Below are 26784 nucleotides of genomic sequence, written 5' to 3' on the forward strand. Positions count from 1 at the left end.
CGGACGAAACCTTGACCAGAGCAAAACACAAAGGACAGGCTTCGGGAACTTCGGATGATGGTTTACAAAGTGTAAAGGGTCGCTGTGGATAAGGGTGTGAATGGTATCAACGGCGCATGACGAATGTGTCACAGACGAACAGACGCCTGAGTTCTATCTAACTCAAATAAATCAGGCGTCCGGAGGAACAGGCGGATGAGCATCAATATCGGACCGGCAGCCAGCGACGATTTGCGCCCCAGGATTACCGTCATCGGTATCGGCGGCGCGGGCGGAAACGCCATTGCCAACATGATCGCCTCCGAGATCGAGGGTGTCGATTTCATAGTGGCGAACACCGACGCGCAGGCGCTCAGTAGTTCTCCGGCCGAAAAGCGCGTTCAGCTCGGCACCGAGATTACCAAGGGTTTGGGCGCGGGAGCGAAGCCTGAAGTGGGCAAGGCGGCCGCCGAAGAGACCGTCAAGGAAATCGAAGAGGCGTTGCAAGGCGTAAACATGGTGTTCATCGCTGCCGGCATGGGGGGCGGCACGGGCACAGGCGCGGCGCCGGTGATCGCGGAGACCGCGCGCCGGATGGGGGTTCTGACCGTCGGTGTGGTGACCAAGCCCTTCCTGTTCGAAGGCACGCGGCGCATGCGCGCGGCCGAGGCGGGGATTGCCGATCTCCAACAGCACGTCGATACGCTGATCGTCATCCCCAACCAGAACCTGTTCCTGATTGCCAGCCAGGACACCACTTTCAAGCAGGCCTTTGAAATGGCCGACGAAGTGCTCCAGCAGGGCGTGCGCTCGATTACCGACCTGATGGTCATGCCGGGCCTCATCAACCTGGATTTTGCCGACGTGCGCTCGGTGATGAGCGAGATGGGCAAGGCGATGATGGGCACGGGCGAAGCCGAGGGCGAGAACCGCGCCAAGGATGCCGCCGAGCAGGCCATCGCCAACCCTCTGCTTGACGGTGTTTCGATGCAGGGCGCCAAAGGCGTGATTATCTCGATTATCGGCGGCGAGGACATGAAGCTGTTCGAGGTCGACGGCGCGGCCAACCATATTCGCGGCCTGGTCGACGAAGACGCCAACATCATCTGGGGCAGCGCGTTCAACCCCGACCTTGACGGCAAGATCCGCGTGTCGGTGGTCGCAACCGGGATCGACCAAAGCGCTGAGGGCGCACCTCCGCGCCCGGCGGAGACGGCAGCGGGCGCCGCCGCGCTCTCCGGCGTTTCTTCCATGCCATCTTCGCGGGCGCCGCAACGGCCAGTGCTCGATCTGATGGGCGAGGCCGAGGCGCCGGAGCCAAAATCCGAAGCGGTCTTCAAGCCAGTGCCCGAGCCGGAGCCCGAAGAGGACACCGCATCGGAGGGGGGCGACGACGACGCCATCACGCTGACACCGCCGGAGCCTGATCCAGCGCCGATCACTCTGACGCCGCCTGAAACGTCGGCTTATGAGGACGATGACGCCGCCGAAGTCGAAAGCGACGAAGGCGTCGACTTTGAGCCTGAGGAAGAGTCGGCCACGCTCACCAAGCCGAGCGCTCTGTTCGCCAAGGCGGACGCTGATGAGAGCGACGCCGAAGAGGACGAACGCAGCGATCCCGATGAAGCCAAGCCTTTCGACCTTAGCGGGATGCAGGCGGGCGACGATATGGGCGAGCTTGAAGACGAAGACGTCGATGAGATCATTGATCCGCTTGCCGGTTTGCGCGGCGCGGAGGATGAGCCTTTCGATCTCGCCGGCAGCGAGGCTCCTGAAGAGGACGCGGTCTATTCCGAGATCGACGAGGCCGAAGGCGCCGAGGATATGAGCGAAGACGAGAGCAAGGCCAATGGCGAGGCCGAGACGGCCGAGGGATCGAGCACTCTGTTCGAGCGGATGGCCAACTTGTCGCGCAGTTCGGGTCGCGATGAAGACGAGGACGATGACGACGATGACGACGCGCCTGCGCTCAGCATCCCGCGTTTTCTGGGTCGGCAAAACAATCAGTAATGAAAAGCGCGTCTCGGCTGGGATTGCCGCTCACCGCTTAGCGGGCGCACCGCTCCGGTCGGCGCGATTTGCCGGGTCGAGGTCTGGATGCGCCGTCCTATTGCGCTAGCGCCGGATGCGAAAATGAAGATGCCCATCCCGATGCACCCCATCCCGTCGTACAATGTGCGGCGTTGGCTTGGCTTGACCGCGCTTGGCGCCGCGCTGGCTTCGGGCTTGACCATCGCCGCCAGCGCGCAGGTGATGACCTCGCGTCCGGTCTCTCAGCCATTGCCCTCGCAGGACACGCAGCGGCTCAATCGCGCGCTGGTGGCGCTTGCCCGGACGCCAAACCGGGTTCCCGCGCTCCTCGAAGCGGGGGACGCGGCGCTGGCGGTGGGCGATTTGAACGCGTCGCTGGGCTTCTTTCAAAGAGCGCGCGAGGTGGACTCGCAGAACGCGCGCGCCGCGCTGGGGCTAGCCAAGGTGTATTTGCGATCTGGGCGGCCAGTGCGCGCCCTGTCGCTGTTCGAGGCGGCCGAGAGCCAAGGCGCTGAAGCCCTTGAGGTGGGTTCGGACAAGGCGCTGGCGCTCGACATGGTCGGCGCGCAGACGCGCGCGCAGCAAGCCTACCTGGCGCTTCTTGAAGTCAGTCCAAGGGACGAAGAGGCGCGTCGGCGCCTGGCGATCAGTTACGCGATCAGCGACAATCAAGCGTCTTTCGAGGCCACCTTGCGCCCGCTTATCGAACGCCGCGACTTTGCCGCCTTTCGCGCACGGGCCTTCAGCCTGGCCATCCTGGGAGAGCAGGACCGCGCCGCCGCGATCACCGACGCCGTGATGCCGCGCGAACTGGCGCAGCAGATCACGCCTTATCTCGAATTCATGCCCCGCCTCACACCCGCGCAGCAGGCGGCGGCGGCCAATCTCGGCGTCTTCCCGCGTGCGGCGGATATCGGCCGCGACACGCCCCAGATCGCTGAGCTTTTGTCGGCTGGCGATTCGGACGGCTCGGAGCCGGGCCGAGCGGCGCCAGCGCCCGCCACGCAGCAGACCGCTCCCGATCGGCGCCTTGAACCGATGGGGCGCGCGCTTGGCGATGGCCCCGTGCGGGTCGAGGACGCGCTTACAGCGCAAGCCGCGCAGACCCTGACCCCATCGACCGGCGAACGGCAGCCCCAGGCGACGCAAGCTCCAACCGCCGAAACGCCGCGCGTGGCGGATGCGTTTGGAGATATTGTGGCTTCCAGATCGCAGACCGTTACCGCGACGCCGAGCGAGGGTGCGGTCGATATCGCCGCCCTCGATATCCCGCGCGAGCCGCCGCCCGAGCCCGAAAAGCCGGTCAATCCGAGTCGCATTTGGGTCCAGCTGGCGATCGGGCAGGATCTCAAGGCGCTTGGATTTGATTGGCGGCGGCTCGAACGCAAGGCGCCTCGCCTGCTTGGTAAGTTCACTCCGCACACCGTGCGATGGGGGCAGACCAATCGCCTGCTCGCCGGGCCGGTCGATTCCCGCCAGGCGGCCCGCGAACTGATCAACGCGCTGAAGAAAAGGGGCATCGACGCGTTCCGGTATACGAGCCCGGAAGGTCTTGAAATTGAGCTACTTAGTGAGCCGTAGAGACACGCTCGGTGCGCTGTCCCCGCCTTTCTGTTCACAGCCTTTGAACAAGCCAGAACGCTTTTGCCCAAGAGCCGGTTGAGGCGGCGTTGCAAAAGGGCAGGAAGCCAGCGCATTGAGGCGGCTCATGACTAGCCCCCTTCTTACCGCAGGATCGCACCCATGAGACCGCGCGAGCCCGAATTAAACGACGATCAGGACGCTGCACCCATCGAGATGCTGGCGGCTCTGTTCGAAGCGCGCGGGTGGGAGTGCTTCATCATTTCGGACGACGAATTGACCGCGGAAGTTCAGGGCAGCTGGGCCAAGTATCAGCTGCGCGCGATCTGGCGCAGTTCCGACAATGTCCTGCAGTTTCTCTGCCTGCCCGACATTCGCGTTGCCGACGACAAGCGCCCGCGCGCCTATGAGCTGCTCAGCCTTGTCAATGAGCAGATGTGGCTGGGCCATTTCGATATCTGGTCGAACGGCGATGTGCTGCTGTACCGGCACGGCGCGCTGCTGGGCGATGATGGGATGCTGAGTCTCGATCAGGCGCAGGCGCTGGTGGAGAACGCGATCGAGGAATGCGACCGCTTTTATCCGGCTTTCCAGTTTGTCCTTTGGGGAGACAAGCGCCCGCGCGAGGCGCTGGAAGCGGCCATGGTTGACGTGGGCGGCGAAGCGTAACATTCCCTTGCGCGTATGACGTTCAGGCTCTTGATGATCGGCTGCGGCAATATGGCAGGCGCGATGCTCGCCGGGTGGCTGGCATCGGGGCTTGATCCGCGCCGCTTCACCGTGCTCGACCCCGCTCTTGAAACCGCGCCGGAAGGCGTGGCGTTGTTTCATTCGCCTGAAGAGATGCCCGGCAACCACGACGCGGTTCTGCTGGGCTTCAAGCCTCAGCAATTGGGCGCGCTCGCACCGGGCTTTCAGAGCCTAGCAGGCGAGGGCGTGGCGGTTCATTATCTGCTCGCCGGGCTCACGCTGGCGCAGGTTCGGGCGGCGTTTCCCAAGGCCCGCGCTATCGTTCGGGTGATGCCGAACCTCGCCGCGCGCCTTGGCAAGTCGCCGGTCCTACTTGCGCAAAGCGGGCTTGCGGAAAGCGAACGGGACGATATGCAGACGTTTTACGACACGCTTGGCACGGCTGTCTGGCTGGAGGATGAAGGCCGCTTCGATCTGCTCACCGCGCTCGCAGGTTCGGGGCCGGGTTTTGTCTATCGCTTTATTGACGCGTTGGCGGTGGCGGCTGAACGGCTCGGCGCCGAGCGCGAGCAGGCCGTCGCGCTGGCTACAGCCATGGTGGATGGCGCAGCCAGCCTGGCCGCGACCTCCGATGTCTCGCCCGGTGCGCTTGCGGACCGGGTTGCAAGCCCCGGTGGAATGACGCGGGAAGGGCTCAACATTCTCGATGAAGACGAGGCTTTGATCGAGCTTTTGACCGAGACGCTCGACGCGACGGCGCGGCGCGGGGCGGAGTTGAGCGCGGGTAACGGTTAGAGCGCTGGCGGGCCAGCCCGTTCATCTGACTGCAATTCAAGGTTAACAATTACCCCCTATCCTGCGCGGGTTTCGCTTGAAAAGCGTTCGCAAAGGACCGATATTACAAACCAACGGCCGCACTGTTGCGCGCCGCCTTTGGAGACAAAAGGGATCCATAATGGCTGATTGGAACAATCAACAGCGGACACGCCAGAGCTTTGGCTCGGTTCCGCGCGCTGGCGGGGACGTCGCTGGCGTCAAATTTGACGAGGGCCTGCGTTCCTACATGCTCTCGATCTACAATTACATGGGATCGGCGGTTCTGCTGACCGGTATTGTGGCGATTGTGGCCGCGTTCAGCGGTTTCACCGCATCGCTTCTTGGCACGCCATTGCAATGGGTGGTCGCACTGGCGCCGCTTGGCTTCATCCTTGCGATCAGCTTTGGCCTCAACAAGATGAGCGCGGGCACGCTGCAAGCCGTGTTCTGGTCTTTTGCGGTTGCCATGGGTCTATCGGTTTCGTGGATATTCCTCGCCTATACTGGCCCCTCGATTGCCGTGACCTTCTTCGCGACCGCGGGCGCGTTCGCGGGCCTGAGCCTGTTCGGCTACACGACCAAAAAGGATCTGTCGGGCTTGGGCTCGTTCCTGATTATGGGCGTGATCGGACTGATCATCGCCTCGGTCATCAACCTGTTTCTGCAGTCGGGGCCGCTGGCCTTCGTGATCAGCGGGATCGGCGTCCTCGTGTTCGCTGGGCTCACCGCCTACGATACGCAGCGCCTCAAGGAGCAGTACACCTATCTTCGCGGCACGCCCTTTATGAAGAAGGCCGTGATCCTGGGCGCGACGAACCTCTATCTGGACTTCGTCAACATGTTCATGTTCCTGCTGCAGTTCCTTGGCAGCCGCGAGTAATCCGACGGACACTTCGGGAACCTGTGTTCCCGCAGCTGTGTATTTCTTTCGCCCGAGCGTCTTTTACCGACGCTCGGGCGTTTTCTTTATGGGCTGAGCCGATTAACCCAATACGCATCGCCGCTTAATCGCCACGCAAAGCGGATATCGGTAGGCTTGCGAACAGACAGGCCGGACGGACCAAGGAGAGAGGCAAAACGCTCTGATGCACGGATTGAGGATTGAAGAAGCCAAGAGGGGTGGCGCTTCGTGCGAGGACGCGAATTCCTCCCGTGCCCGGCCCAGAGGTGCCAAGGCCCTGCTCGTCAGTTTCGGCCTCGCCGCGCTCGCGGCCTGCTCGACCCCTGAACCTCCGCCGCCTCCACCGCCCCCGCCGCCTCCACCGCCCCCTCCACCTGCGCCCGTCCTCGAACCCACGCCCTACCGTCCGCTGCCCCCAGGCGGCGCGGCCTACGTCATGCAGATCCCGCCGAAGAACGCGCTCGGTCAGCGCATGACGGTCAACCGCAATCTCTCGCAAGATGAGCGCGTCTGGCACTTTCGTTCGGCCTGGAACGTGGCGGCTCTCAATTGCCGGGACGAGGTCTATCGGCCTATCCTCGAGGGCTACCGGGCCTACATCGTCGACAACGCGCGCACTCTGCGCCGGCTTAACGACCGGGTGGAAGAGGAGTATCGCGAACGCGAGGTAAGCGCGCGTGACGCTCTGCTGGCGCGCGAAGACCACATGACGAAGGTCTATAACTTCTTTGCGCTGCCGTCCGCGCGCGGAGACTTCTGCCGGGTGATGCTCGACATCTCCAATCGTTCCCTGGCCTCTCCGCCAGAGGATCCGGTTGATTTTGCGCTGGCAAATTTCCCACTTCTCGAAGTGCCTTTCGATCGGTTCTTCATGGCCTATGAGGGTTATCAGGTCGCCGCCGCGCAGTGGGACGAGAGGTATGGCCAATACCATGGACCCTCGCAGCCTGGCTGGGTCGCGGTGCAGGCGGCGCGGGAAAGGGACCAAACGCTTCCCTCGGTCGAGGATAGCGACCCCAGCGACACCTTGGTCGCGCCCACCGAGGTCGCCGGCACCATGATCGATCCCGACACCGGGGCGGTGGTGCCCGTGATCCCGGTGATAGAGGGTGTCGTTTCGCAGCCTTTGGTCCAGCCGATCCCAATCGAGCCGCCGGAGACCGCCGGCGACGCGTCGGGCTTGGAGCGAGAATCCGCTGGCGGCGCCCTTTAAGGTCTTTTGGCCGCTTGCAAGCCGCCAAGTCCCGCGCTAAGGGGCGCGGCCTGTTCGGGTTTCGACCCGTCAGATAAGACACTGGAACGGGGCCGTAGCTCAGTTGGGAGAGCGCGTCGTTCGCAATGACGAGGTCAGCGGTTCGATTCCGCTCGGCTCCACCAGTGGCACTTGCACCACCCTTCTTGACTGTCTAATTCAACTGACACGCACCGGTAACGAGAATGCGGTGGGCCTTCTCGCGTCAACGCGAAAGGCGAATCCGCAGCTGTCCCCGCAACTGTAAGCGGCGAGTCGTCGGCTCGCGCCCCTCAACCGGGGCAGCCACTGAGCGATGCGCTTGGGAAGGTGAGCCGATAGCGACGACCCGCAAGCCAGGAGACCGACCGGCGCGGGTCGCTTGTTGCCCCTCTCAGGGATTGAAGAGGCGCGAAAAAGGATTTCGTTTCGAGCGACGATTTTGGTGGCTGCGCGGGGGCGTTCCTCGCGCGGTGTCACTTCGTTTGCTCGAAAGGGAACCGACACGTGAAATTGAAGATGTTTTTGAGCAGCGCGGCGATTGGCGCGCTGGCTTGGAGCGCACCTGCGCTTGCGCAGGATGGTGATGGAGAGGATACGAACGCGCAAGTGATTGGAACTGGTCCGTTTCCAATCCTCGTGACTGCCTCTCGCAGCGAGAGCGTTCTCGTCAGTGACTTCACCGGTTCGGTGACTGTCATCACCCCTGAGCAGATCGACCAACGCCAAATCCGCAATATCGAAGACGCGCTTCGCGATGTGCCGAGACTCGCTGTGAGCAGCATCGCCGGGCAGACGCAGATCCGCTTGCGCGGGACCGAGGCGAACCATGTGCTCGTACTGGTCGACGGGATCGAGGTCTCCGATCCGGGCAGCGGCGAATACGATATCGGCACGCTGCAAGCCGAGATCGGCAGCTGTGTTGAGGTTCTGCGCGGACCCCAGTCCGCTGTGTGGGGCAACGATGCGATCGGCGGCGTGGTTTCGTATCAAAGCGCGAGCGGACGCGATTTGGATGGTTTCGCGACCTTCCTCGAAGGTGGAACCAACAATACGGTTAACGGCTCGGCACGCTATGGTGTGGTGGGCAAGGGTTGGGATGCGGCTCTGTCGGCAACCCTAGTCAGCACCGATGGCGAACCTAACACGCGCGCGGCGGTGAACGCGACATTGGCCGCGACAGCTACACTCTCTCAGGCAAGGATGCGGTCGAGGTTGCCGATAAGCTCACCCTGCGCGCCGTCGCCCGGTACGTCCTGACTGAGGGTGACTTCAACGATCAGGTTGCTGGCATCCTAGTGGACAGCCCCGGAACCCGGTTCGAGAACGAGACCGTCTCGGCACTGGTTGGTGCGCGGCTGGATTTGCTCAACAGCGCGTGGACACACGATCTCTCCGCGCAAATCACCGACGCCAACCGCCAGACGGACGCGCCGACCGGCTTTCCAAGCTCGACCGAAAGCGACCGCTTCGAGGCCTCTTTTGTAACAGTTTACGACTCTGGCGGGACCGATCACTCGCTTACATTCGCTGCGGATTATGAGCTCGAAGGGTTCAACAATGTCCTGACCTTCGATGATCGCAACGAAGCTGAGAATATCGGTTTTGTCGGCCAGTATCGCTACGCGGGCGACGACTTCGACGTCTCCGCCTCGCTGCGCCACGATATCAACGATCTATTTGAGGACGCTACCACCTTTCGCGTGGGCGCGGGGTTTCGCGTCACCGACACCACCCGCCTGCGCGCTTCGCTGGGAACTGGCGTGAAAAACCCAACGCTCAGCGCGCTGTTCGGCTTCTTCGATGGGGTTTTCGTGGGCGATCCCGATTTGCAGCCCGAAAAATCGACCGGCTGGGAAGTGGGCCTGGATCAGACCTTGGCCGCTCGCCGGTTGACGGTCTCGCTAACCTATTTTAACGCCGAACTCGAGTACGAGATTTTCTCCGTCTTCGATCCCGTCACCTTTGTCTCCTCTCCCGATAATCGGACGACGAAGAGCGCGCAGCAGGGTGTGGAACTAGCTGGATCGGCCGATCTGGGCAGCGGGTTCACTTTCAACGGGGCGTATAGTTTTCTCGAAGCGGAAGAGAACGGAGCGGAGGGAATTCGCCGACCCAATCATCTCGCCAGCGCCGTGCTGGACTGGACGGCGAAGGATAAGAAGGCTTCGGCCAATCTGGCGGTGCGCTATAACGGTGAGGCGCTGGATGACAATTTTGCAACCTTCCCAGCGACGGTTGAGACGCTGGAGGCCTACACGCTGGTTAACTTCAATGTCCGCGTGAAGCTGATCGATGGCATCTATCTGTTCGGTCGGATCGAAAACCTGCTCGATGAACAGTACGAGCAGGTCTTCAGCTTTGTTTCGCCCGGCGTCAATGGTCTAGTGGGCTTTGAAGCGCGGTTCTAATCCCCTCGCTTTTCATTGAGGAAATGCATAGGTGCAAGCCCATGCATTTCCTCGATCAGGCCAAAATCTATTTGAAGTCAGGCGCGGGCGGGCCGGGGGCGGTCTCGTTCCGGCGCGAGAAGTATATCGAATATGGCGGTCCGGACGGCGGCAACGGCGGCAAGGGCGGGGACATCGTTTTCGAGGCTGTGCCTGGCCTCAACACGCTGATCGACTTTCGTTACGCCCAGCATTTCAAGGCCAAGCGCGGCAATCACGGGCAGGGCAAGGACCGCACCGGAGCGGGCGCGCCGGACCTCGTGATCGAAGTGCCGGTGGGCACGCAGGTGCTTTCCGAAGACAAGGAAGAGGTGCTGGCGGATTTCACCGAAGTGGGTCAGCGCGTGGTCTTCCTCGAAGGCGGGCAGGGCGGGCGCGGCAACGCCTCTTACAAGAGCGCGACCAACCGCGCGCCGCGCCAGCATCAGCCGGGTGAACCGGGCGAGGAAATGTGGGTGTGGCTGCGCTTGAAGCTGCTCGCCGATGTGGGCCTTGTCGGGCTGCCCAATGCGGGCAAATCGACCTTCATCAACGCGGTCTCCAACGCGCAGGCTAAGGTCGGACACTACGCGTTTACGACGCTGATCCCCAAGCTTGGCGTGGTGCGCCACAAGGGGCGCGAATTCGTGCTTGCCGACATTCCGGGCTTGATCGAGGGCGCGGCGGATGGGGCGGGGATTGGCGACCGCTTCCTTGGCCATATCGAGCGCTGCCGGGTGCTCATTCACCTGATCGATATTGCGGGCGAAGACCCGGCCAAGGCCATGCGCGTCGTGGAGGAGGAACTGGCTGCTTACGGCGCGGGGCTCGACGACAAGCCCAGGCTGGTCGCGCTCAACAAGCTCGACCTTGCCGACACAGAACTCGGCGCGGCCTTCGCGGAAGAATTGCTCGCAGCGGGAGCGGACAAGGTCTTTACTGTCTCGGGAGCGACCGGGGAGGGGATCGATGCGCTGCTCGACGCCGTGCTCGGCTATCTGCCCGATCGCACGGCGACCGAGACCAAGTCGGTCGAAGTCGAGGACGAGAACGAACTTGGCGATGGGGAGGGCTCGGGCGAATGGTCGCCGATCTAGCCGCGCTGCTTGACCCCGTCAGTACGCGCCGGCTGATCGTGAAAGTGGGCTCGGCGCTGCTGGTCGAAGGCGGAGCGCCGCGAGTTGAATGGCTCGCCTCGCTCATTGCCGACCTTGCTGAGGTCCGGGCCAAAGGCAGTGAAGTGATTATCGTGAGTTCGGGCGCGATTGCGCTTGGGGCCGCGCGTTTGGGCTTGCCTCGTGGGGGCCGCGCGAGCCTTGCCGATGCGCAGGCGGCGGCGTCCGTGGGCCAGGTGGTGCTGGCGCAGCTGTGGGCGGGGGCTCTTGAACGCCACGATATCACGGCTGCGCAAATGCTTGTGACCCTCTCCGATCTCGAAGACCGGAGGCGGTACCTCAACGCAAGCGCCACGCTTGAGCGCCTGATCGCGGCTGGCGCGGTGCCAGTGGTCAACGAGAATGACAGCGTGGCGACCGAGGAAATCCGCTTTGGCGATAACGATCGGCTTGCCGCGCGCGTTGCGCAGGCGGCAAACGCAAGTGGTGTGTTGCTCCTCTCCGATGTGGCGGGCCTCTACGACCGCGATCCGGCTGACCCCGACGCGCGGCTGATCGAACGAGTTGAGGGCGTAACACCCGACATTCTGGCGATGGCGGGCGACAGCTCGGGCTCGGGCCTTGGCTCGGGCGGAATGCGCGCCAAGCTTCAAGCTGCGCAGATTGCCGAGCGCGCCGGAGTGACGCTGGGCATTATCGATGGGCGCGGCGATCATCCTCTGGGGCGGCTGCTGAAAACGGGGGTGGGCACCGTTTTCCTCCCGGTGCGGCAGGAAACGGCGCGCAAGGCGTGGCTTGGCGGGCGGCTGGCCCCCCAAGGTGCGCTTTGCGTCGACGCGGGATGCGCGGCGGCCTTGGCGGGCGGGGCAAGCCTGCTCGCCGCCGGGCTCACCGATGTGAAAGGCGATTTTCAGCGCGGCGCGCTTGTCAGCGTCCACGGCCCCGATGGCGAGCGTCTGGGTCAGGGCCTTGTCGAATACAGCGCGCAGGAATGCCGCGCCATTCAGGGCAAGCGCGAGGGCGAGCAAGAGGCGCAGCTCGGCTACGCACCGCGCGCCGCCGTCATTCACCGCGATCACATGGTGCAGTGATGAGCTCGGGCAATAGCCGCGTGAAAACCCTGGCGATAACCGGAGCGACCGGTTTTGTCGGGTCGGCCACGCTCGACGCGGCGCTGACCCAAGGCTTCGCGGTGCGCGCGCTAACCCGGCGCGATCAGCCCGCGCATGAGTGTGTCACCTGGGTCAAAGGAACCCTCGAGGATACCGACGCGCTCGGCTCGATGGTGGATGGGGCGGACGCCGTCATCCATATTGCCGGGCTGACCAACACGCCTGACCCCGCTGAGTTTGAAACCGCGAACGTCGCCGGAACCGCGAACGTTATCGCCGCGATGGAAGGGACGCGCGCAAAGCGGCTTGTCTTTGTATCTTCGCTTTCGGCACGCGAGCCAGCCCTTTCGCAATACGGCGCCTCCAAGCATCGCGCAGAACAGCTGGTGGCCGAAAGCGGCCTTGACTGGACTACGGTGCGCCCGCCCGCCGTCTACGGGCCGCGCGATGTCGACATCTTCGAGTTGTTTCGCTCGGCCAAACTGGGCCTCGTTCCCCTGCCGCCCGGCGGTGGCACCTCGCTGATCCACGTGACCGATCTTGCGGAACTGCTCGTTGCGCTGGCGACAAGGCGCCGACTCAAGGTCGTCTACGAGCCCGATGACGGACGCCAGGGCGGGTGGAGCCACAAGGAGATGGCGCAGGCTATTGGGCGCGCGGTCGGGCGCAGATCGGTCTTTGCGCCCAACCTTCCGGCAGGACTGCTCGGGCTGGCGGCGGGTTTGGATCGCATGGTGCGCGGCGATCGAGCCAAGCTCACCGCGGACCGCGTCGGCTATATGTGCCACCCCAACTGGATAGCGCGCTTCGATCGCGCGGTGCCCAAAGACATCTGGGAGCCGAAGATCGAAAGCGAGGCGGGGCTAAAGGCGACGGCGGATTGGTACAAGCGTGAAGGCTGGCTCTGATTACATCGAGAGCGGGGCGGTGCAGTCGCTGCCATAGGCTTCCTTGTAGGGCTTGCCCCAGCATTTCGCGAAGCCTTCGAGCACATTGAGATTGGGCGGCCAGCGCATCTTGATCACGGTGCCATCGGGCCGGGTAAAGCTGTTATTTTCGGGTTCGGGAACGCCTTTGAGCCGTTCAATCGCCGCATCGAGCGCGCCGCGATCTCGTTCAAGAAAGGCGATGGTGCCATCAACATATTGGTTCCACCCGAAATCGGCGTCGTCATCGGCGGATTTGTAGGTCAGCTTGAACAAGGCGATCGCCTGTTGGGTCTGGCCAGCATAAGCGCGCATCTGCCCCTCGTGCCAGTACAGGATCGTGCTGTGATCGCGCTTCTCATAACGCCATTCGCGAATGAGTTCCGCCGTCGCTTCCTCGCAGCCCTCAATCTGTCCGAGCGGTCGCCAGCCGCCGTTCATATCCTGATCAAAGTCGTCACGATCCAGCGCGAGCATGGCTTCGAGATCGTATGAGCAGTCGGGCCGATACGCCGTGTCAGGCTGAGCGAGAGCGAGGAGAAGCGTTGCGATCATGCCAGGCAGGATATCGCTCGACACAAGGCTCGCAAGCCCGCTAACCAAGGCGGGGTCGGAATAAGGGGAAGTCGCGTGCGTTTCTTGAGCCCATTGGTCGTTTCGATGAGCGTTATCGCGTGCTCGGCTCCGAACGGCGACGAGCCGCCCGATCACGAGTACGGCCCGTTTTCCCCGGCGCCCCGATTGGCGGCTGATGGCGGACCGCCTCACGGCCTGTTCGAAGTGACCGCGCCCGATGGCCAAGTCTACCGCGAGAATGTCCGGGAGGACGGCACCTTTTCAAGCACTTCGTTTGATGGGGAAGTGGTGCACGGCACATGGGAGATGCGCGGGGAAGGCGTGTTCTGTTCGAAGCCTAGCGGAGCTCCGGACCATGTATGGAGATGTAAGGACGAGGTGGTGACCCAGGACGGCGTGTGGACCTCGACCGAGATGGATGGCGGCGAAGTCTCGACCGTGTTGCGGCTTGAGTCCGGCTCAGCGCCCTAGAGAAACGGTTCCTCGCCGGGCTTGTGAATGCCGCATTCGGTCTTGTCCCAGCCAGCCCAGCGCCCTGAGCGCGCGTCTTCGCCCTCGGCAACCTTGTTGGTGCACGGCGCGCAGCCGATGGAGGGATAGCCTTGAGCCACCAGCGGATGACGCGGCAGTTCGTGCTTCTCGAAGTACGCCGCGATGTCGTCGGCGCTCCAGTCGATCAGCGGGTTGATCTTCAGGCGGCCTTGCGCATCGGAGGTGTCGATTTCGAAACGCGGCAGGCTTGCTCGTGTGCTCGACTGGAACGCCTTGCGGCCCGTGAAGCTCGCGTCGTAATCGATCAACGCCTTGGCCAGCGGTTTTACCTTGCGGATCGCGCAGCAGCCATCGGGATCGTATGACCAGCGCAGACCGCTTTCATCCTTGGCGGCAAGCTCGGCTTCGTCAGGCGTCAGAACGATCAGGTGGGTGAGACCGATTCTCTCGACAAGAGCATCGCGATAGGCGAGCGTCTCATCGAAGTGTTTGCCGGTGTCTAGGAAAAGCACGGGCAGGTTCTGGTCAATCCGGGCCAGAAGGTGCAGCAACACCGCGCTTTCCGCGCCAAAGCTGGAGACCGCCGCGACGTCCCCTGCGAGGCTGTCCTTGATCACCGCTTCGAGCATCTCTTCGGTCGAAGAGCCGCGGAACATGCGGTTGAGGCGCACCGCGTCATGGTCCGTAAACCGCGGAGCGACGTCCAGCCGGTCAATGGTGTGATCGGCGAGGTTACTGGTCTTGGCGGGCTTAGTCATGGCGCAGTTCCGCGATCGTCTTGCGCCGCCCGCCGCTGGTATCGTCGGCGCGCTGATAGACGTTTCCCCAGGTGGCAAAGGCGCGAGCCGCGTCCTCTTCATCGAGTGGTTTGTCCGGGGCAAAAGCGTCGAACCCGCAGCGGCGCATGTGGCTAAGCTGGTCGATCAGCACGTCGCCCACTGCGCGTAATTCGCCCGTGTAGCCCGCCTCGCGCAGGATGCGGGCGGCTGAATAGCCACGTCCGTCGGCAAAGCCGGGGAAGTTGACCTCGACGAGCGCCAGCCGGTCAAGAAACGGCAAGAGGACGCGCGCGTCGTCGCCCGGTTCTATGCGGACGGCGGTCGCGTTGGTTTGATCGCAGCACGAATCCACCGTCACGGTCGCGTGATCAGCCACTTCGTCCTCGCGGAAACGGAACTGGACCTCGTCTGGCGAGGTGCCGAGGGGATTATCCATAAAGCGCCTCCTTGAACGGCTCCATGCCGATCCGGCGATAGGTGTCGAGGAAGCGCTCCTCGCCTTCTTTGCGCGCCAGATAGACATCTGTGACTTTCTCGACTGCCTCGATCACGCCGTCTTCGGTAAAGCCGGGTCCGGTAATCTTGGCGAGGGAGACGTCTTCGGCTTCCGATCCGCCGAGTGAAAGCTGATAATTCTCAACGCCCTTCTTATCGACGCCGAGGATCCCGATGTGACCGGCGTGGTGGTGCCCGCACGCGTTGATGCAGCCGGAGATCTTCAGCTTCAATTCGCCCAGTTTCTCGGTCTTGCCGCTCGCGTCGAACGCTTCCGAAATGCGCTGAGCAAGCGGGATCGAACGCGCGTTGGCGAGCGCGCAATAGTCAAGGCCCGGACACGCGATCATGTCTTCGATTGTGTCCATGTTGGGAGCGCCGAGCCCGGCGGCGTCGAGCTCTGACCAGAGCGCGGGCAGATTGACGATCTGCACATGCGGCAGGACCACGTTCTGCGTGTGCATGATGCGGATTTCATCGAAGCTGTACCGCTTGGCGAGCTGCGCCATCAGCCGCATCTGCTCGCCGGTCGCATCGCCTGGAATACCGCCCACGGGCTTGAGCGAGATGACGGCGGACACATAGCTGTCGTGCTTGTGGCGGTGTGTGTTGCGGTCCACCCAGAGCGCAAAGTCCGGGTCTGACCGGTCCACTGTCTTGGGGCCGTACTCGAACGTTGGATCAGCGAAATGTTCGGCGATCCGCGCCAGCTCTTCGCGCGGCGGTTCCACGCCAATGTCGAGCATGTGCGCGAATTCTTCTTCGACCTGGCGCGTGTATTCCTCCTTGCCCAGTTCGTGAACGAGGATCTTGATGCGCGCCTTGTACTTGTTGTCGCGCCGACCGTAGCGGTTGTAGACGCGCAGGCAGGCCTCGGCGTAAGTGATGAGCTGATCGAGCGGTACGAAATTGCGGATCATCGGCGCGATCATCGGAGTGCGGCCCATCCCGCCACCGACGAAGAACCGCGCGCCGATCTCCCCCGCCTCATTCTTGACGATCTGAATGCCGATATCGTGCAGCCGCATGGCCGCACGATCGCGCTCGCTCGCGATCACGCAGATCTTGAACTTGCGCGGCAGGTAGGTGAATTCGGGGTGGAAGCTCGACCACTGCCGCAGCAGCTCAGCGTAGGGGCGCGGATCAACCAGTTCATCGAAAGTGGCGCCCGCAAAGTGGTCGCTTGAAATGTTGCGGATGCAGTTTCCGCTGGTCTGGATTGCGTGCATCTCGACCTTGGCGAGATCGGCGAGAATGTCGGCCGCGTCTTCGAGTTTGATCCAATTGTACTGGATGTTCTGGCGCGTGGTGAAATGGCCGTATCCGCGATCGTACTTGTCCGCGATATCGCCCAGCGCCGTCATCTGGCGCGAATTCAGCGTGCCATAGGGGATCGCGACGCGCAGCATGTAGGCGTGGAGCTGCAGGTAGAGGCCGTTCATCAGCCGCAGCGGCTTGAACTGGTCCTCGGTCAGCTTGCCTTCGAGGCGGCGGCGCGCCTGATCGCGAAATTCCTCAACGCGCGCGTCCACCATCGCCTGGTCGTATTGGTCGTATTGGTACATTATCAGACTTCCTGATGCCGTTCGCCCTGAGCCTGTCGAAGCCTGTCCTGAGCGTCTGCCTTTGGCAGGCAGACGAAGGGGGTAGATTCGAGCGCAGTCGAGAACCCCTCCAGACAAACGGCTCTCGGCTTCGCTCGAGCTAGTCCCTCGACTTCGCTCGGGACGAACAGGATTGAAAAGTTATCCATCAAATCACCCAATCGAGCGCTGCGGGGTCTTTGGGTCTGAGCGTAAGGTCGGGACGCACCGTGGGGCCAAGGGCGCGCACGCGGTCCTTGATGTGCGCCGGGCGCACACTGCCATCGTCCTCGCGGGTCGCCTCGATTATGTAGGGCACGTTCACGCGGCGCGCGGCCTCTTCGGTGGCGAGGATCTCTTCGCCGTGTTCGCCAACGTCGGCCGCGTCATCGAGGTGGCGCGACCAGCCATTGCCGGTCCACCAGATCACATCGCCGGTCTTGAGGTCGTTTCCGGTCAGGATTTTCATTGCGCGGCCTCCACCGCAGTGTGAGCGAGGGTCCGATCATCGCGCGCGGTGACATCGCCGATGACGATGAGCGCGGGCGAGCGAATCTCGTGGCGCTCGATCAGATCGGGCAGCGCGGCGAGCGGCCCGCGAACCACGCGCATTTCGGCGCGCGCTGCGTTCTCGATCACCGCGACGGGGACATCGGGGGCGAGGCCATCGGCCATCAGCTTCTCGGCAATCTGCGGGGCGGTCTTGACGCCCATATAGATAACCAGCGTGCGGCCCTTGCCGGCGAGGCCCGACCAGTCCTGATCGGAAAGTCCTTTGCATTGCCCGGCCACGAAGCTGACGATGCTGGACGCCTCGCGGTGCGTGAGCGCGATCTGCGTTGCCGCCGCCGCTCCATTTGCAGCGGAAATGCCGGGCACAACCTCGACCGGTACGCCGGCCGCGCGCGCGTCTTCAGCCTCCTCGCCGCCGCGCCCGAAGATCAATGGATCTCCGCCCTTGAGGCGCAAGACATCGCGGCCCGCTTGCGCTTCGCGGATCAGCAGGGCGTTGATATCGTCCTGCGGCAGAGTGTGGCGCGCGCGTTTCTTTGCGACCGAGATCCGCACCGCGGAGGCCGGGGCCAGGGCGAGAATTTCCGCGCTCACCAGCCCGTCATGCACCAGCACCTCGGCGCGTTCGATGAGGCGCGCTGCGCGAAGCGTCAAAAGGTCGGGATCGCCGGGGCCTGCGCCGACTAGATAAATGGTTCCAGTGCTGCTCATGGTGACCAAATGAGCGAGGCGCCCGGTTGGTGCCAGCGAGAATGGATTGGGGCGGCTCAAGCAAAGCTTTTGCCGTTCGGGCCGCATGGGCCGATCGGATCAACCGACCTGCGTCTTCTTGCCTGCGCTTATCAACTCGATCAGGCGTTCCAGCTGGTCCGACTTGCGAAGGTGCAGATCGCTTTGCGGGAACGGGATCTCGATGTCGTTCTCCTGGAACAGCTCCCAGATGCGCATGTACACATCCGAGCGAATGTTCGCGAGGCCACCCTCCGGATCCTGAATCCAGAAGCGCACCTCGAAATTCACCGAATTGTCCCCGAATTCCATCACGTTGACCCGTGGCTTGGGATTTCTGAGCACGCGCGGCGTGTCATCGACCGCCTTGTAGAGCAGCTCGGTCACCAGTTTGAGGTCGCTGTCATAGGAGACCCCGACCGGCGCCTTCACCCGTACGTCCTTGGAGGAATAGGACCAGTTGACGACCTGATTGACCATGAGATTCTCATTCGGAATCAGGTGCTCGGTCTGGTCACGGGTAATGACCGAGATCGCGCGAATGCCGATCTTGCGGATCTGGCCGACCGCTTCGTTGCCGGCCTGATCGGTGACCGAGATAACATCGCCCGGCTTGATGGACTTGTCGAGCAGCAGCAGAATGCCCGATATCAGGTTGCCGAAGGTCTTCTGCATACCGAAACCGACAGCAAGACCGAACGCGCCGCCGAAAAAGGCGAGGGCGGACAGATCGATCCCGATGAGGTCGACGGTGATGAAAAACGCGATCGTCCATATGACGATTGTTAAGATCTTCTCGGCCAGCAACGCCTGCGCGCCGTCGAAACGGCTCACATTGCGCATTGCCTTGCGCGCGACCCGCGTTGCAAACCACGCCGCGGTGATAACCAGAAGAATGATCGCCATCACAAACAGAGCGTCGAATGCCGAAATGCGAAGCGAGCCAATGGTCACGGCGAACTCGTCCAGCGTCTTGACGAAAGCGCCCAGGGTTTCGCTCTGCTCGGCGAGCGCCTCCTTGGAGCCACCGGCCACTTCGATAACATCCTTGCGCGGCGCTTCTTCGGCCAACGCCCAGGCCTGGCCCGGACCGGCGGGTTCGGCGGGTGCCGTCCCCTCGGGAAGCGCCGCGTCCGCGCTCGTGCTTTCGGGCGACGGGGAGAGAGTGTCAGATGTCGCTGCGGTCATTTCGTATCCAGTGTCGCAAGCCCGCGCGCCAGGTCTGCGATCAGGTCCTCGGGGTCCTCTAGCCCGATCGATAGGCGAATGGCGCAGGCGTGGCCACCCTTGCGCGCGGTGGGAGATGGCATGGCTTCGCGATGCGCGTGCGGAGCGATCGGCAAAGCGAGGCTTTCATAGCCGCCCCAGGAATAGCCGATGCCAAAGCGCTCCAGGGCATCCACCACCTTGCCCGACGCCTCAGGATCATCGCTTGCAAGAACGAAACTGAAAAGCCCGCACCCGCCCGTGAAGTCGCGCGCCCAGAGGGCGTGGGACGGATCGCTTCGGCGCATCGGACACATCACGCGCGTTACTTGCGGCTGCGCGGCAAGCCAGTCGGCAATCTCGAGCGCGCTCGTCGTCGAGCGCTCAAGCCGCACACCCATGGTGCGCAGACCCCGCGCGGCCAAAGCGGCGTCATCGGGAGACACCACCTGTCCCAATTGATGCGACGTCCGCCGCAGCGCGCGATACCATCGCTCGCCCGCACTGCACGATCCCATCATCAGGTCCGAATGCCCTCCGACGTGCTTGGAGAGGCTCATCATGACGATGTCGCAGCCCTTTTCGAGCGCGGCAAAACCCAGCGGGCTCGCCCAGGTGTTGTCCATCAGGCTCACCGCGCCCGCGTTGCGCGCGATCGCCGTCAACGCTGGGATGTCGCAGACCTCCATGCTGAGGCTTCCTGGGCTCTCGAGCCACACTGCGCGGGGCCTGTGCTCGGCCACCAGCCGCTCGAACGCGGCGATATCGAGCGGGTCGAAAAAGGCGTGCGTCATGCCCAGCCGTTTTAGCAGGCCAGTCGCCATCGAGCGCGAGGGATCGTAGGCGTTGTCGCTCATCAGCACGGTGTCGCCCGGCTTCAAAACTGCCAGCAGCGCGCCAGCGATCGCGGCGACTCCGCTGGGATAGAGCACCGTGCCGTGCGCGCCCGGCTCCATTTCGGTCAGCGCCTCGGCGAGCGACCACTGGGTTGGTGCCCCGCGTCGTCCGTAAAAGAATTCTCCGTCCCGGTCCGAGCCCGTGGCGGCCTTGCGCTGCGCTTCGCTCTCGTAAAGGTGTGTCGAGGCGCGCCACACCGGCGTGTTGACGACGCGCCCGGTCCATTCCGCACGGCGCCCGGCGTGGGTCAGGCGGGTGGCGGGCGAAACGTCGTTACGGTCAGACCTGTCGTCAGAACTCATTCGGGTCCTTGCGCCTTTGGCGTGTCGGGATCGGCGGACCATTCCTGCCAACTGCCATCGTAGAGCGACACGTCGTCCTTGCCCGCCAGGTGCAGGGCGAAGAGCAGCACGCTGGCGGTCACGCCGCTGCCGCAGCTGGTGATGATTGGCTGGGTGAGGTCAACACCTGCCCCTTCGAACGCGGCGCGCAGCTCACCGGGCGATCTGTAAAGGCCGTCGTCGTCGAACACCTGGCCAAAGGGCAGGTTGAGCGCGCCGGGGATGCGCCCGTTCTGGCCGCCATGCACCGGGTCTTCGCCCGGACCGTACACACGATCGGCCGCGCGCGCGTCGACTATCTGGTCGGGTTCGCCATCGAGCACGCTCAGCACGTCCCGCTTGGTCACCACCCCTCTTGGCGCGACAAGCGTGGCGGGTTCTGTCGCTGCGATGTCGGGCGTGCCGCTTTCAAGCGCGCGGCCTTCGCCGCGCCACTTCGCGAGACCACCATCAAGGATCGCGACCCGCTTCACACCGTGCGCGGTGAGCGCAAACCAGGCGCGCGCGCTCGTTCTCACTGCGCTGTCATCGTAGAGCACGATCCGGTCGTCAAGCGTCACGCCGAGATCGGCCAGCCGCCGCGCCACCTGTTCGGGTGTAGGCAGGGCGGCTGGGACGCATGAGCTCGTGTCGGTGAGACTGTCGAGATCGAGAAAGCGCGCGCCGGGAATATGGCCGGTCTCATATTCTTCGCGCGGGTTGCGCCCAGCATCGGGCAAGTGTTTGGAGGCATCCAGCACAACAACACGCGGGTCAGCCAGATGATCGTCCAGCCACTGGGTTGAAACGAGACTTGGGATTGGCTCTGTCCGGGGCTCTGTCATGGCTGCGATGCGTAGCTATTCCGACGAGCCAAGCCAAGGGGCGCTGTGCGCCGAGGGTCGTGGGTCAGGCGGGCTCCTGGGCGACGGGTGGCTTGATCGGGTTGGCGCGCAGACCCGTCACCGCGCCCGGAGGCCCGTCCATGGCGATCGGATGCAGTCGCAGGTGGTTCTGGCCGCTCGGCGTGCCGACAACGAAACTGCGCGTATGCGCGCGCTGTCCGGCCCCCTCCACCGTGACGTGCACGAGCGGGATGAAGACGGGAATAGAGCCATGCCGGATCAGGCGCACATCGACCATCGGCAATTCAAGCGTGCCAAACAGCGTCACCCCTTGCTGAGGTCCGATCCGTTCAACACGGCCCATGGCCTGCCCCTTGGCAAAAGATCCGCCGTTGGATGCCCCGCGCTGCGCGCTCGCGATTTCGCCAGACACTATCAGATCGCGCACGGCCTCATCGGAGCGATTTGTGACCGTGAGGCGGTAATTCAGTGTGAACATCATGACGCTGCGCGTGGCCTTGGTCACATCAAGCTTGAGCGAGAGGCGCGCCGGCTCTTCATCCTCCGGCGGAGTGGTCAGAGTCGGCTCGACCCGCTCCGTCGATGAGGGGCGCTCGAAAGCCGTTTCGACATCCGGTTCCGACTCGGCCTCAGTGGCGCGCGCGCGAGGGCTTTGAGCCTCCGCGCGGCTCTCGGCGGCTTCTGCGGCAACACCCCGAGCGGACGGGCTTGCCGTTGAGGATTCCGGGATACGCCGACGCACTTCGGCAATGACGTTGCTCTCGAGCAGCAGAACATCGCTCCGGCGCCGCCGCCAGAGGCGCCAGCCGACAAAACCGATCGCGCCGACAGCCAGCGCCAGCAACGCCCACCAGAGGTTTGGGATGGAATTCGGTTCCACCGGAGCCGCACGCAGCGGCTCGGGCAAGGGGTCTCTTGCCGGACCCAGATCGATCGAAGGCGCTGGCGCGATATCGACCCAATCGTCTTTCCCCAGCAGGAACCCGCCCGGTGCAACGTTGCGTGCGCCCTGGTCCGTCTTTTGGCCTGTTCCAGGCGCGTCACCGGTGCCCGAAGGCGATGCGGACGGACGGGCGGGACCGGTCGGCGAACTGTCAACGCGCAGGCCCTCATTGCGCAGGCTTTCATTGCTTGGGCTCTGAGTACCAAGGGCATCAATGCTTTCAGCCAAAGAGGGGTCAAGCGTCGCGGGCGCTCTCGCCGGGTCCGCGTTCGGACTGGGCGCCGCTTGCGTTGGCGGGGAACCCGGTTCGCTGGTTGGCGCGGGTGTTCGTTCGCCTTCGGGCAAGACCCGCTCGACCGGGATTACGCGCGGCGCAATCGGCACGCCGCTGCGCTCATCGGCGGGGCCTTGCGTTTCCGGCGAAGGCTCGGGCGAAGGTCCCGCTTCGGGCAAGGTGAAGGTGTTCGGGTTCTCCTGCGCGAGGGCAGGATCGGACATCATCGCGCCGGAAGCCAGAACCAAGACCAGCGAGAAAAGCGCGCCGCGCACCGGCTCGACCGATCGGGTAGGGCTACGCGCGGCGGGGGTGTGGACGAGACAAGATAGCATTGGCGTGAACTGGTGTCGCGGCTGGCAAACGGTGTTGAGCGGAGTGTCATACATAACTCGCTGCCATTTGGCACGCACCTGTGCGCTTGCGCAATGCGGACAATCGCGGCAACAGCGCGACATGGAAACCACACCCGACACATCATCTGGCCGGCCCGCTTACCTGGGGAAAGACACGCCTCTTCCCCAATCGCCAGAGGAGGCAAAGCTCGATTATGTGCCCAATCCGCGTCAGGGCGCGCTGTTTCTTGTGCGATTTACAGCGCCCGAATTCACCTCTTTGTGTCCGGTCACCAATCAGCCCGACTTTGCCCATCTGGTGATCGATTACGCGCCGGAAGAAACCATTGTTGAATCGAAGAGTCTCAAGCTTTTTCTTGGGAGTTTTCGGGACCATAACGGATTTCACGAGGATGTTACGGTCGGCATCGGCCAGCGTCTGTTTGAGGAAATGAGACCGAAATGGCTGCGAATTGGCGGGTATTGGTATCCGCGCGGAGGTATCCCGATCGACGTCTTCTGGCAAAGCGGTGCACCGCCCGGGGGGCTGTGGTTGCCCGATCAGGGCGTGCAGCCGTATCGCGGGCGAGGTTAACCATCTTACCGTATGGTAATCAGCGCGTTAACCATTCGGTTCGGCGAGGAAAAAATGTCTAATTCTGTCGGATCACTCTTTTCTTCCGGCTGTCACACTGTATGCATAGGCGCCCAAGAACAGGCAGGGGTTCTGTTTTGATCAAGTCAACCAACCGGGGCCCACGCGTTTCTGCCGATACTAAGAGATTACATAAGCCATTGAGAGGCCAATAATGACCTATCCCGCTTCAATGAAATTCCGTTCTTTTGGTGGTGCTTCCGTGGTCGCGCTGTCCGCTGGACTGAGCACCGCTGCCTTTGCGCAGGCAACCCCGCCCGCTCCGGTTCAGTCCGTTCCGGTTCCCATGGTGCCCTCAGCTCCGGGCAACGTTGAGGAATGCGCCCTCATCGGCTCGGCCATGCCCCCGGAAATCGTCTGCGCTCCGGGTACAGACCCGGACGGATTTCAGGAGCCCTTCAACACCATCAGCCTGACGGTCGAAGAAGGCTCTCAGGTCCAGGGTGAAATTAGCCTGCTCGTCAACTCGAATATTCTTGTTGATGGTGACATCGTCGTCACCAGTGGCACGAGCGCGATCAATGTCGGCAGCGATGCGACGATCGTGAACAACGGTTTTGTGACTGCGAATCCGACCGGCGCAGGTATCATCTCGGCCGGCGCGCGCAGCGACGTCACCAACACTGGCACCATCACCGCCACCGGCGTTACTTCGGCCGCGGCGATTCTCGTCGAAGCCGACAGCGCGGTTGTGAATGACGGGCTGATCGCTGTGACCGGCGGTAACGTGTTCGGCGTTCTTGGCGGTCTTAGTGGGTTGGAATCGGGGCTTTCGATCACCAACACGATCAACGGCCAGATCCTTGTCGACAACCAGAGCGGTGTTCTGTCCGGCGCCATTTTGGCCGGCGATGACACCACGGTGCTCAACGATGGCACAATCCAGACCTTTGGCAACGATACCAGCGGTGTGAGGGTCGGCTCGAATTCGGTAATCACCAATAACGGCTTCATCATCACCACCGGCGATATCAGCGACGGCGTCCTCGTCTTTGGCAACGGGACAGTCGTCAACGGCGCGACTGGCGCAATCTTCACGTCGGGCAACGATGCGAGTGGCATCGCCGTCATCGACGATTCGACAATTCAGAACGACGGAATCATCACCACGCAAGGCGATGACGCGGTCGCTATCGAAGGTGGTGCCAACCTTACTGTCACCAATTCGGCGACCGGCGAGATTGCAACGATCGGGGCCAATGCGACGGTAATCGAGGCGGGCGACGGCCTGACGCTGGACAACGCCGGGCTTATCCAGGCGACCGGCGCCGGTGCCAACGGCGTGTCCGTGACGGGCGATGCGACGATCACCAATTCCGGCCGGATCACGGCCAATGGTGGAACCGCCATCGCGGTCACCGGCGCGGCCCTTGTGACAAACACGCAGACGGGCATCGTCACCACGGCGGCCGACAACTCCATTGCGATCGATGTCGGCGCGGGTTCGACTGTAACCAGCGCGGGCCTCGTCCAGGCCACGGGCACCTCGGTTGCCGGGATCCAGGTCGGTGCGGATTCGACCGTCGTGATCGAGGAAACCGGCACGGTTATCGCGAATGGCCCGGCCAGCGGCGGGATCGTCGCGTTCGATCCGGGATCGAGCGTGGAGGTAAACGGCTCGGTTCTGGCGTCGTCCGAATTCGGCGTCGGTGTCTTGGTCGACCAGGGTTCGATTGTGATCGGTTCAACCGGCGTGGTGCGCAACACCGGCGGCGGTCTGGGTGCGGCGGTTTCGTCCACTCAGGGCACGCTCAACAACGCCGGCCTGATCGAAACCACGGACCCCGCGGCAGAGGCGGCATTGTTCACCCAGGGCAGCACCATCACCAATTCGGGCACGATTTCATCGGCTTCGGCCGGTATTGTCGGCGCTGATGCGGAAATCACCAATCTCGCCGGCGGCGTGATCACCGGCGAGACCACCGGAGTTGACCTGACGGCCAGCACGACCAGCGACACGCTGACCAACTTCGGCACAATCTCGGGCGCCACATCCGGTGTCAGCTTTAGCGGCAACGACGATTTCTACATCGGCGTGAACGATGGGACCGTGAACGGTACGGTCGATGGCGGCGCGGGCAACGATGTCTACGCTTACATCATCACCGACCAGACCGACCGCGAGTTCGACCTTGGTTCGGACATTGTCAATTTCGAAGACATCCGGGTGGGCTCGCAGTCCTTCGACTTCCTGACCGGGACAGAGAGTATGGATGCGGCCACCGGCGTCGTGACGCTGACGGGCACCGGCACGCAGGCGATCACGGTGGTCAACACCGCCACTCTCGCGGGCACGCAGAACGCGACCGTCAGCTATATTGCGGGCGCCTCGAACGGTATCACGCTTGGCTTCAACATTGCCGATACCGGCTCCATCACGACGACCGGTAATGGTGAAATCGGCTTTGACGGCGGCGATGATGCGGTGCTCAATAACGCAGGCTCGATCACGACCACCGGGATGAGCACGGCCGCGGTGCGCGTTGGCAATAACGGCACGATCAACAACACCGGTGCCCTTCGTTCCGAAGGTATGAACGGTCTGGCGATTGCCACCGGGACCAACGCCACGATCACGAACGCCGAAGGTGCGACGATCACCACCACCGGGGTCAACGGCTTCGGCATCGTCGTCACGGGCGATGGCCTGATCGACAATGACGGTATCATCGCGGTGAGCGGCGACGGCGCGCAGGCGATCACGATCACCGGCGAGGCGGAGATCCTGAACGACGGCACGATCGCCGCTTCGGGCGGCCGCGCGATCGACGTGGCGCTCGAATCGGTCATCGCCAACGGCGCAACGGGTGTGATTGCTTCGAGCGGCGGGAACGCGATCCGCATGAACGGTGGCAATTCGGTCACCTCGAACGCGGGCACGATCAGCACGACCGGCGACGACAACACCGCCATTGACGGCGTGGCGACCACGACCGTCAACAACTCGGGCACGATCACCACGGAGGGCTCGAACCTCGCGACCATCCTGCTGCGCGATAACAGCACCGTGAACAACCAGGGCGAAATCAGTTCCTCGGGTGACGGCTCGGTGACGATCACGCTGAGCCAAGGCGGCACGCTGGTGAACGTCGGCGCTGGCGCGATCACTTCGAGCGGCGCGGGCTCGCCTACGGTGGTTCTCACCGGCGACGGCACCATCACGAACGAGGCCACAATCGCGGCGACGGGAGCTGGTTCTCAGGCTGTGACGGCGACGGGTGGACTGGTTTTGACGAACTCGGGGACGATTTCTGGAGCGGATGGCCGTGCGATTGACGTGGCTGGCGAAGCGGAGATTGTGAACGAGGAC

24 protein-coding genes, 1 tRNA gene and 1 riboswitch are annotated in these 26784 nt (G+C 63.3%); of the genes, 15 read left to right on the plus strand and 10 right to left on the minus strand.

All coding sequences use genetic code 11. The features are described from left to right. Positions 1-195 precede the first annotated feature (195 nt). The 12 genes from ftsZ (at position 196) to QNI87_RS15490 (ending at position 12793) form a co-directional block, all read left to right on the plus strand. The gene (ftsZ, locus tag QNI87_RS15435; RefSeq protein ID WP_300598193.1) at positions 196-1989 is read left to right on the plus strand and encodes a cell division protein FtsZ; all 1794 of its coding nucleotides are present in this window, start codon (positions 196-198) and stop codon (positions 1987-1989) included. 123 nt (positions 1990-2112) lie between these two features. Continuing rightward, the gene (locus tag QNI87_RS15440; protein ID WP_300598195.1) at positions 2113-3591 is read left to right on the plus strand and encodes an SPOR domain-containing protein; all 1479 of its coding nucleotides are present in this window, start codon (positions 2113-2115) and stop codon (positions 3589-3591) included. A gap of 162 nt (positions 3592-3753) precedes the next feature. After that, entirely contained in the window at positions 3754-4260 is a 507-nt protein-coding gene (locus QNI87_RS15445; protein ID WP_300598198.1) for a YbjN domain-containing protein, read from the plus strand. Between the two features lie 15 nt (positions 4261-4275). Further along, complete coding sequence (locus QNI87_RS15450) at positions 4276-5076, plus strand: pyrroline-5-carboxylate reductase dimerization domain-containing protein (protein WP_300598200.1); 801 nt, start codon at positions 4276-4278, stop codon at positions 5074-5076. 160 nt (positions 5077-5236) lie between these two features. Next, entirely contained in the window at positions 5237-5977 is a 741-nt protein-coding gene (locus tag QNI87_RS15455; RefSeq protein ID WP_300598202.1) for a Bax inhibitor-1/YccA family protein, read from the plus strand. A 457-nt stretch (positions 5978-6434) separates the two neighbouring features. Beyond that, on the plus strand, positions 6435-7211 hold the full coding sequence (locus QNI87_RS15460) for a hypothetical protein (RefSeq protein WP_300598204.1): 777 nt from the start codon (positions 6435-6437) through the stop codon (positions 7209-7211). Between the two features lie 88 nt (positions 7212-7299). Then, positions 7300-7375 (plus strand) — tRNA-Ala (locus tag QNI87_RS15465). Positions 7376-7407: 32 nt separating this feature from the next. Beyond that, a riboswitch (cobalamin riboswitch) is annotated at positions 7408-7617 on the plus strand. 119 nt (positions 7618-7736) lie between these two features. Beyond that, positions 7737-8489 (plus strand): TonB-dependent receptor plug domain-containing protein, encoded by a 753-nt coding sequence (locus QNI87_RS15470; RefSeq protein ID WP_300598206.1) that lies wholly within the window; start codon positions 7737-7739, stop codon positions 8487-8489. 38 nt (positions 8490-8527) lie between these two features. Continuing rightward, entirely contained in the window at positions 8528-9640 is a 1113-nt protein-coding gene (locus QNI87_RS15475) for a TonB-dependent receptor (RefSeq protein ID WP_300598208.1), read from the plus strand. Between the two features lie 41 nt (positions 9641-9681). Continuing rightward, positions 9682-10755, plus strand: coding sequence for a GTPase ObgE (obgE, locus tag QNI87_RS15480; protein ID WP_300598210.1), 1074 nt, complete (start codon positions 9682-9684; stop codon positions 10753-10755). Continuing rightward, the gene (gene proB, locus QNI87_RS15485) at positions 10740-11864 is read left to right on the plus strand and encodes a glutamate 5-kinase (RefSeq protein WP_300598212.1); all 1125 of its coding nucleotides are present in this window, start codon (positions 10740-10742) and stop codon (positions 11862-11864) included. Before obgE ends, proB begins: the two co-directional genes overlap by 16 nt. Beyond that, positions 11864-12793: an NAD(P)-dependent oxidoreductase gene (locus tag QNI87_RS15490; RefSeq protein WP_300598214.1), complete on the plus strand. Its 930-nt coding sequence runs from the start codon at positions 11864-11866 to the stop codon at positions 12791-12793. Before proB ends, QNI87_RS15490 begins: the two co-directional genes overlap by 1 nt. On the opposite strand, the gene QNI87_RS15495 is transcribed toward QNI87_RS15490, so the two are convergent. Further along, entirely contained in the window at positions 12794-13390 is a 597-nt protein-coding gene (locus QNI87_RS15495) for a hypothetical protein (RefSeq protein WP_300598216.1), read from the minus strand. It abuts the gene before it with no gap. A gap of 51 nt (positions 13391-13441) precedes the next feature. Between QNI87_RS15495 and QNI87_RS15500 the strand changes: the two genes are divergently transcribed. After that, on the plus strand, positions 13442-13858 hold the full coding sequence (locus tag QNI87_RS15500) for a hypothetical protein (RefSeq protein ID WP_300598218.1): 417 nt from the start codon (positions 13442-13444) through the stop codon (positions 13856-13858). Here the strand turns inward: QNI87_RS15500 and QNI87_RS15505 are convergent. The 9 genes from QNI87_RS15505 to QNI87_RS15545 all read right to left on the minus strand — a co-directional run bounded on the left by QNI87_RS15505 (position 13855) and on the right by QNI87_RS15545 (position 22873). Beyond that, a complete protein-coding gene (locus QNI87_RS15505; RefSeq protein WP_300598220.1) occupies positions 13855-14637 on the minus strand; it encodes a phosphoadenylyl-sulfate reductase in 783 nt (260 codons plus the stop codon). The two genes, QNI87_RS15500 and QNI87_RS15505, sit on opposite strands and share 4 nt — an antisense overlap. After that, positions 14630-15094 (minus strand): DUF934 domain-containing protein, encoded by a 465-nt coding sequence (locus tag QNI87_RS15510; protein WP_300598222.1) that lies wholly within the window; start codon positions 15092-15094, stop codon positions 14630-14632. Before QNI87_RS15510 ends, QNI87_RS15505 begins: the two co-directional genes overlap by 8 nt. Beyond that, complete coding sequence (locus tag QNI87_RS15515; protein WP_300598224.1) at positions 15087-16718, minus strand: nitrite/sulfite reductase; 1632 nt, start codon at positions 16716-16718, stop codon at positions 15087-15089. The genes QNI87_RS15510 and QNI87_RS15515 overlap by 8 nt, the downstream gene beginning before the upstream one ends. Positions 16719-16905: 187 nt before the next feature. Then, a complete protein-coding gene (locus QNI87_RS15520) occupies positions 16906-17205 on the minus strand; it encodes a DUF2849 domain-containing protein (protein WP_300598226.1) in 300 nt (99 codons plus the stop codon). Next, positions 17202-17960 carry a uroporphyrinogen-III C-methyltransferase gene (gene cobA, locus QNI87_RS15525; RefSeq protein ID WP_300598228.1) on the minus strand — a complete coding sequence of 253 codons (759 nt, stop codon included), beginning with the start codon at positions 17958-17960 and terminating at the stop codon, positions 17202-17204. The genes QNI87_RS15520 and cobA overlap by 4 nt, the downstream gene beginning before the upstream one ends. A gap of 99 nt (positions 17961-18059) precedes the next feature. Continuing rightward, positions 18060-19166, minus strand: coding sequence for a mechanosensitive ion channel domain-containing protein (locus QNI87_RS15530; protein WP_300598230.1), 1107 nt, complete (start codon positions 19164-19166; stop codon positions 18060-18062). Continuing rightward, entirely contained in the window at positions 19163-20383 is a 1221-nt protein-coding gene (gene metC / locus QNI87_RS15535; RefSeq protein WP_300598232.1) for a cystathionine beta-lyase, read from the minus strand. The genes QNI87_RS15530 and metC overlap by 4 nt, the downstream gene beginning before the upstream one ends. After that, on the minus strand, positions 20380-21246 hold the full coding sequence (locus QNI87_RS15540) for a sulfurtransferase (protein WP_300598234.1): 867 nt from the start codon (positions 21244-21246) through the stop codon (positions 20380-20382). The genes metC and QNI87_RS15540 overlap by 4 nt, the downstream gene beginning before the upstream one ends. Positions 21247-21310: 64 nt before the next feature. After that, positions 21311-22873: a hypothetical protein gene (locus QNI87_RS15545; RefSeq protein ID WP_300598236.1), complete on the minus strand. Its 1563-nt coding sequence runs from the start codon at positions 22871-22873 to the stop codon at positions 21311-21313. 67 nt (positions 22874-22940) lie between these two features. Between QNI87_RS15545 and queF the strand changes: the two genes are divergently transcribed. Both queF and QNI87_RS15555 read left to right on the plus strand, forming a co-directional pair. Continuing rightward, on the plus strand, positions 22941-23414 hold the full coding sequence (gene queF / locus QNI87_RS15550) for a preQ(1) synthase (protein WP_300598238.1): 474 nt from the start codon (positions 22941-22943) through the stop codon (positions 23412-23414). 214 nt (positions 23415-23628) lie between these two features. Beyond that, the coding region (locus QNI87_RS15555) for a hypothetical protein (RefSeq protein WP_300598240.1) at positions 23629-26784 on the plus strand (3156 nt) is incomplete at its 3' end.

This window comes from Erythrobacter sp., assembly GCF_030066995.1.
In the GTDB taxonomy this organism is placed as follows: Bacteria; Pseudomonadota; Alphaproteobacteria; order Sphingomonadales; family Sphingomonadaceae; genus Erythrobacter.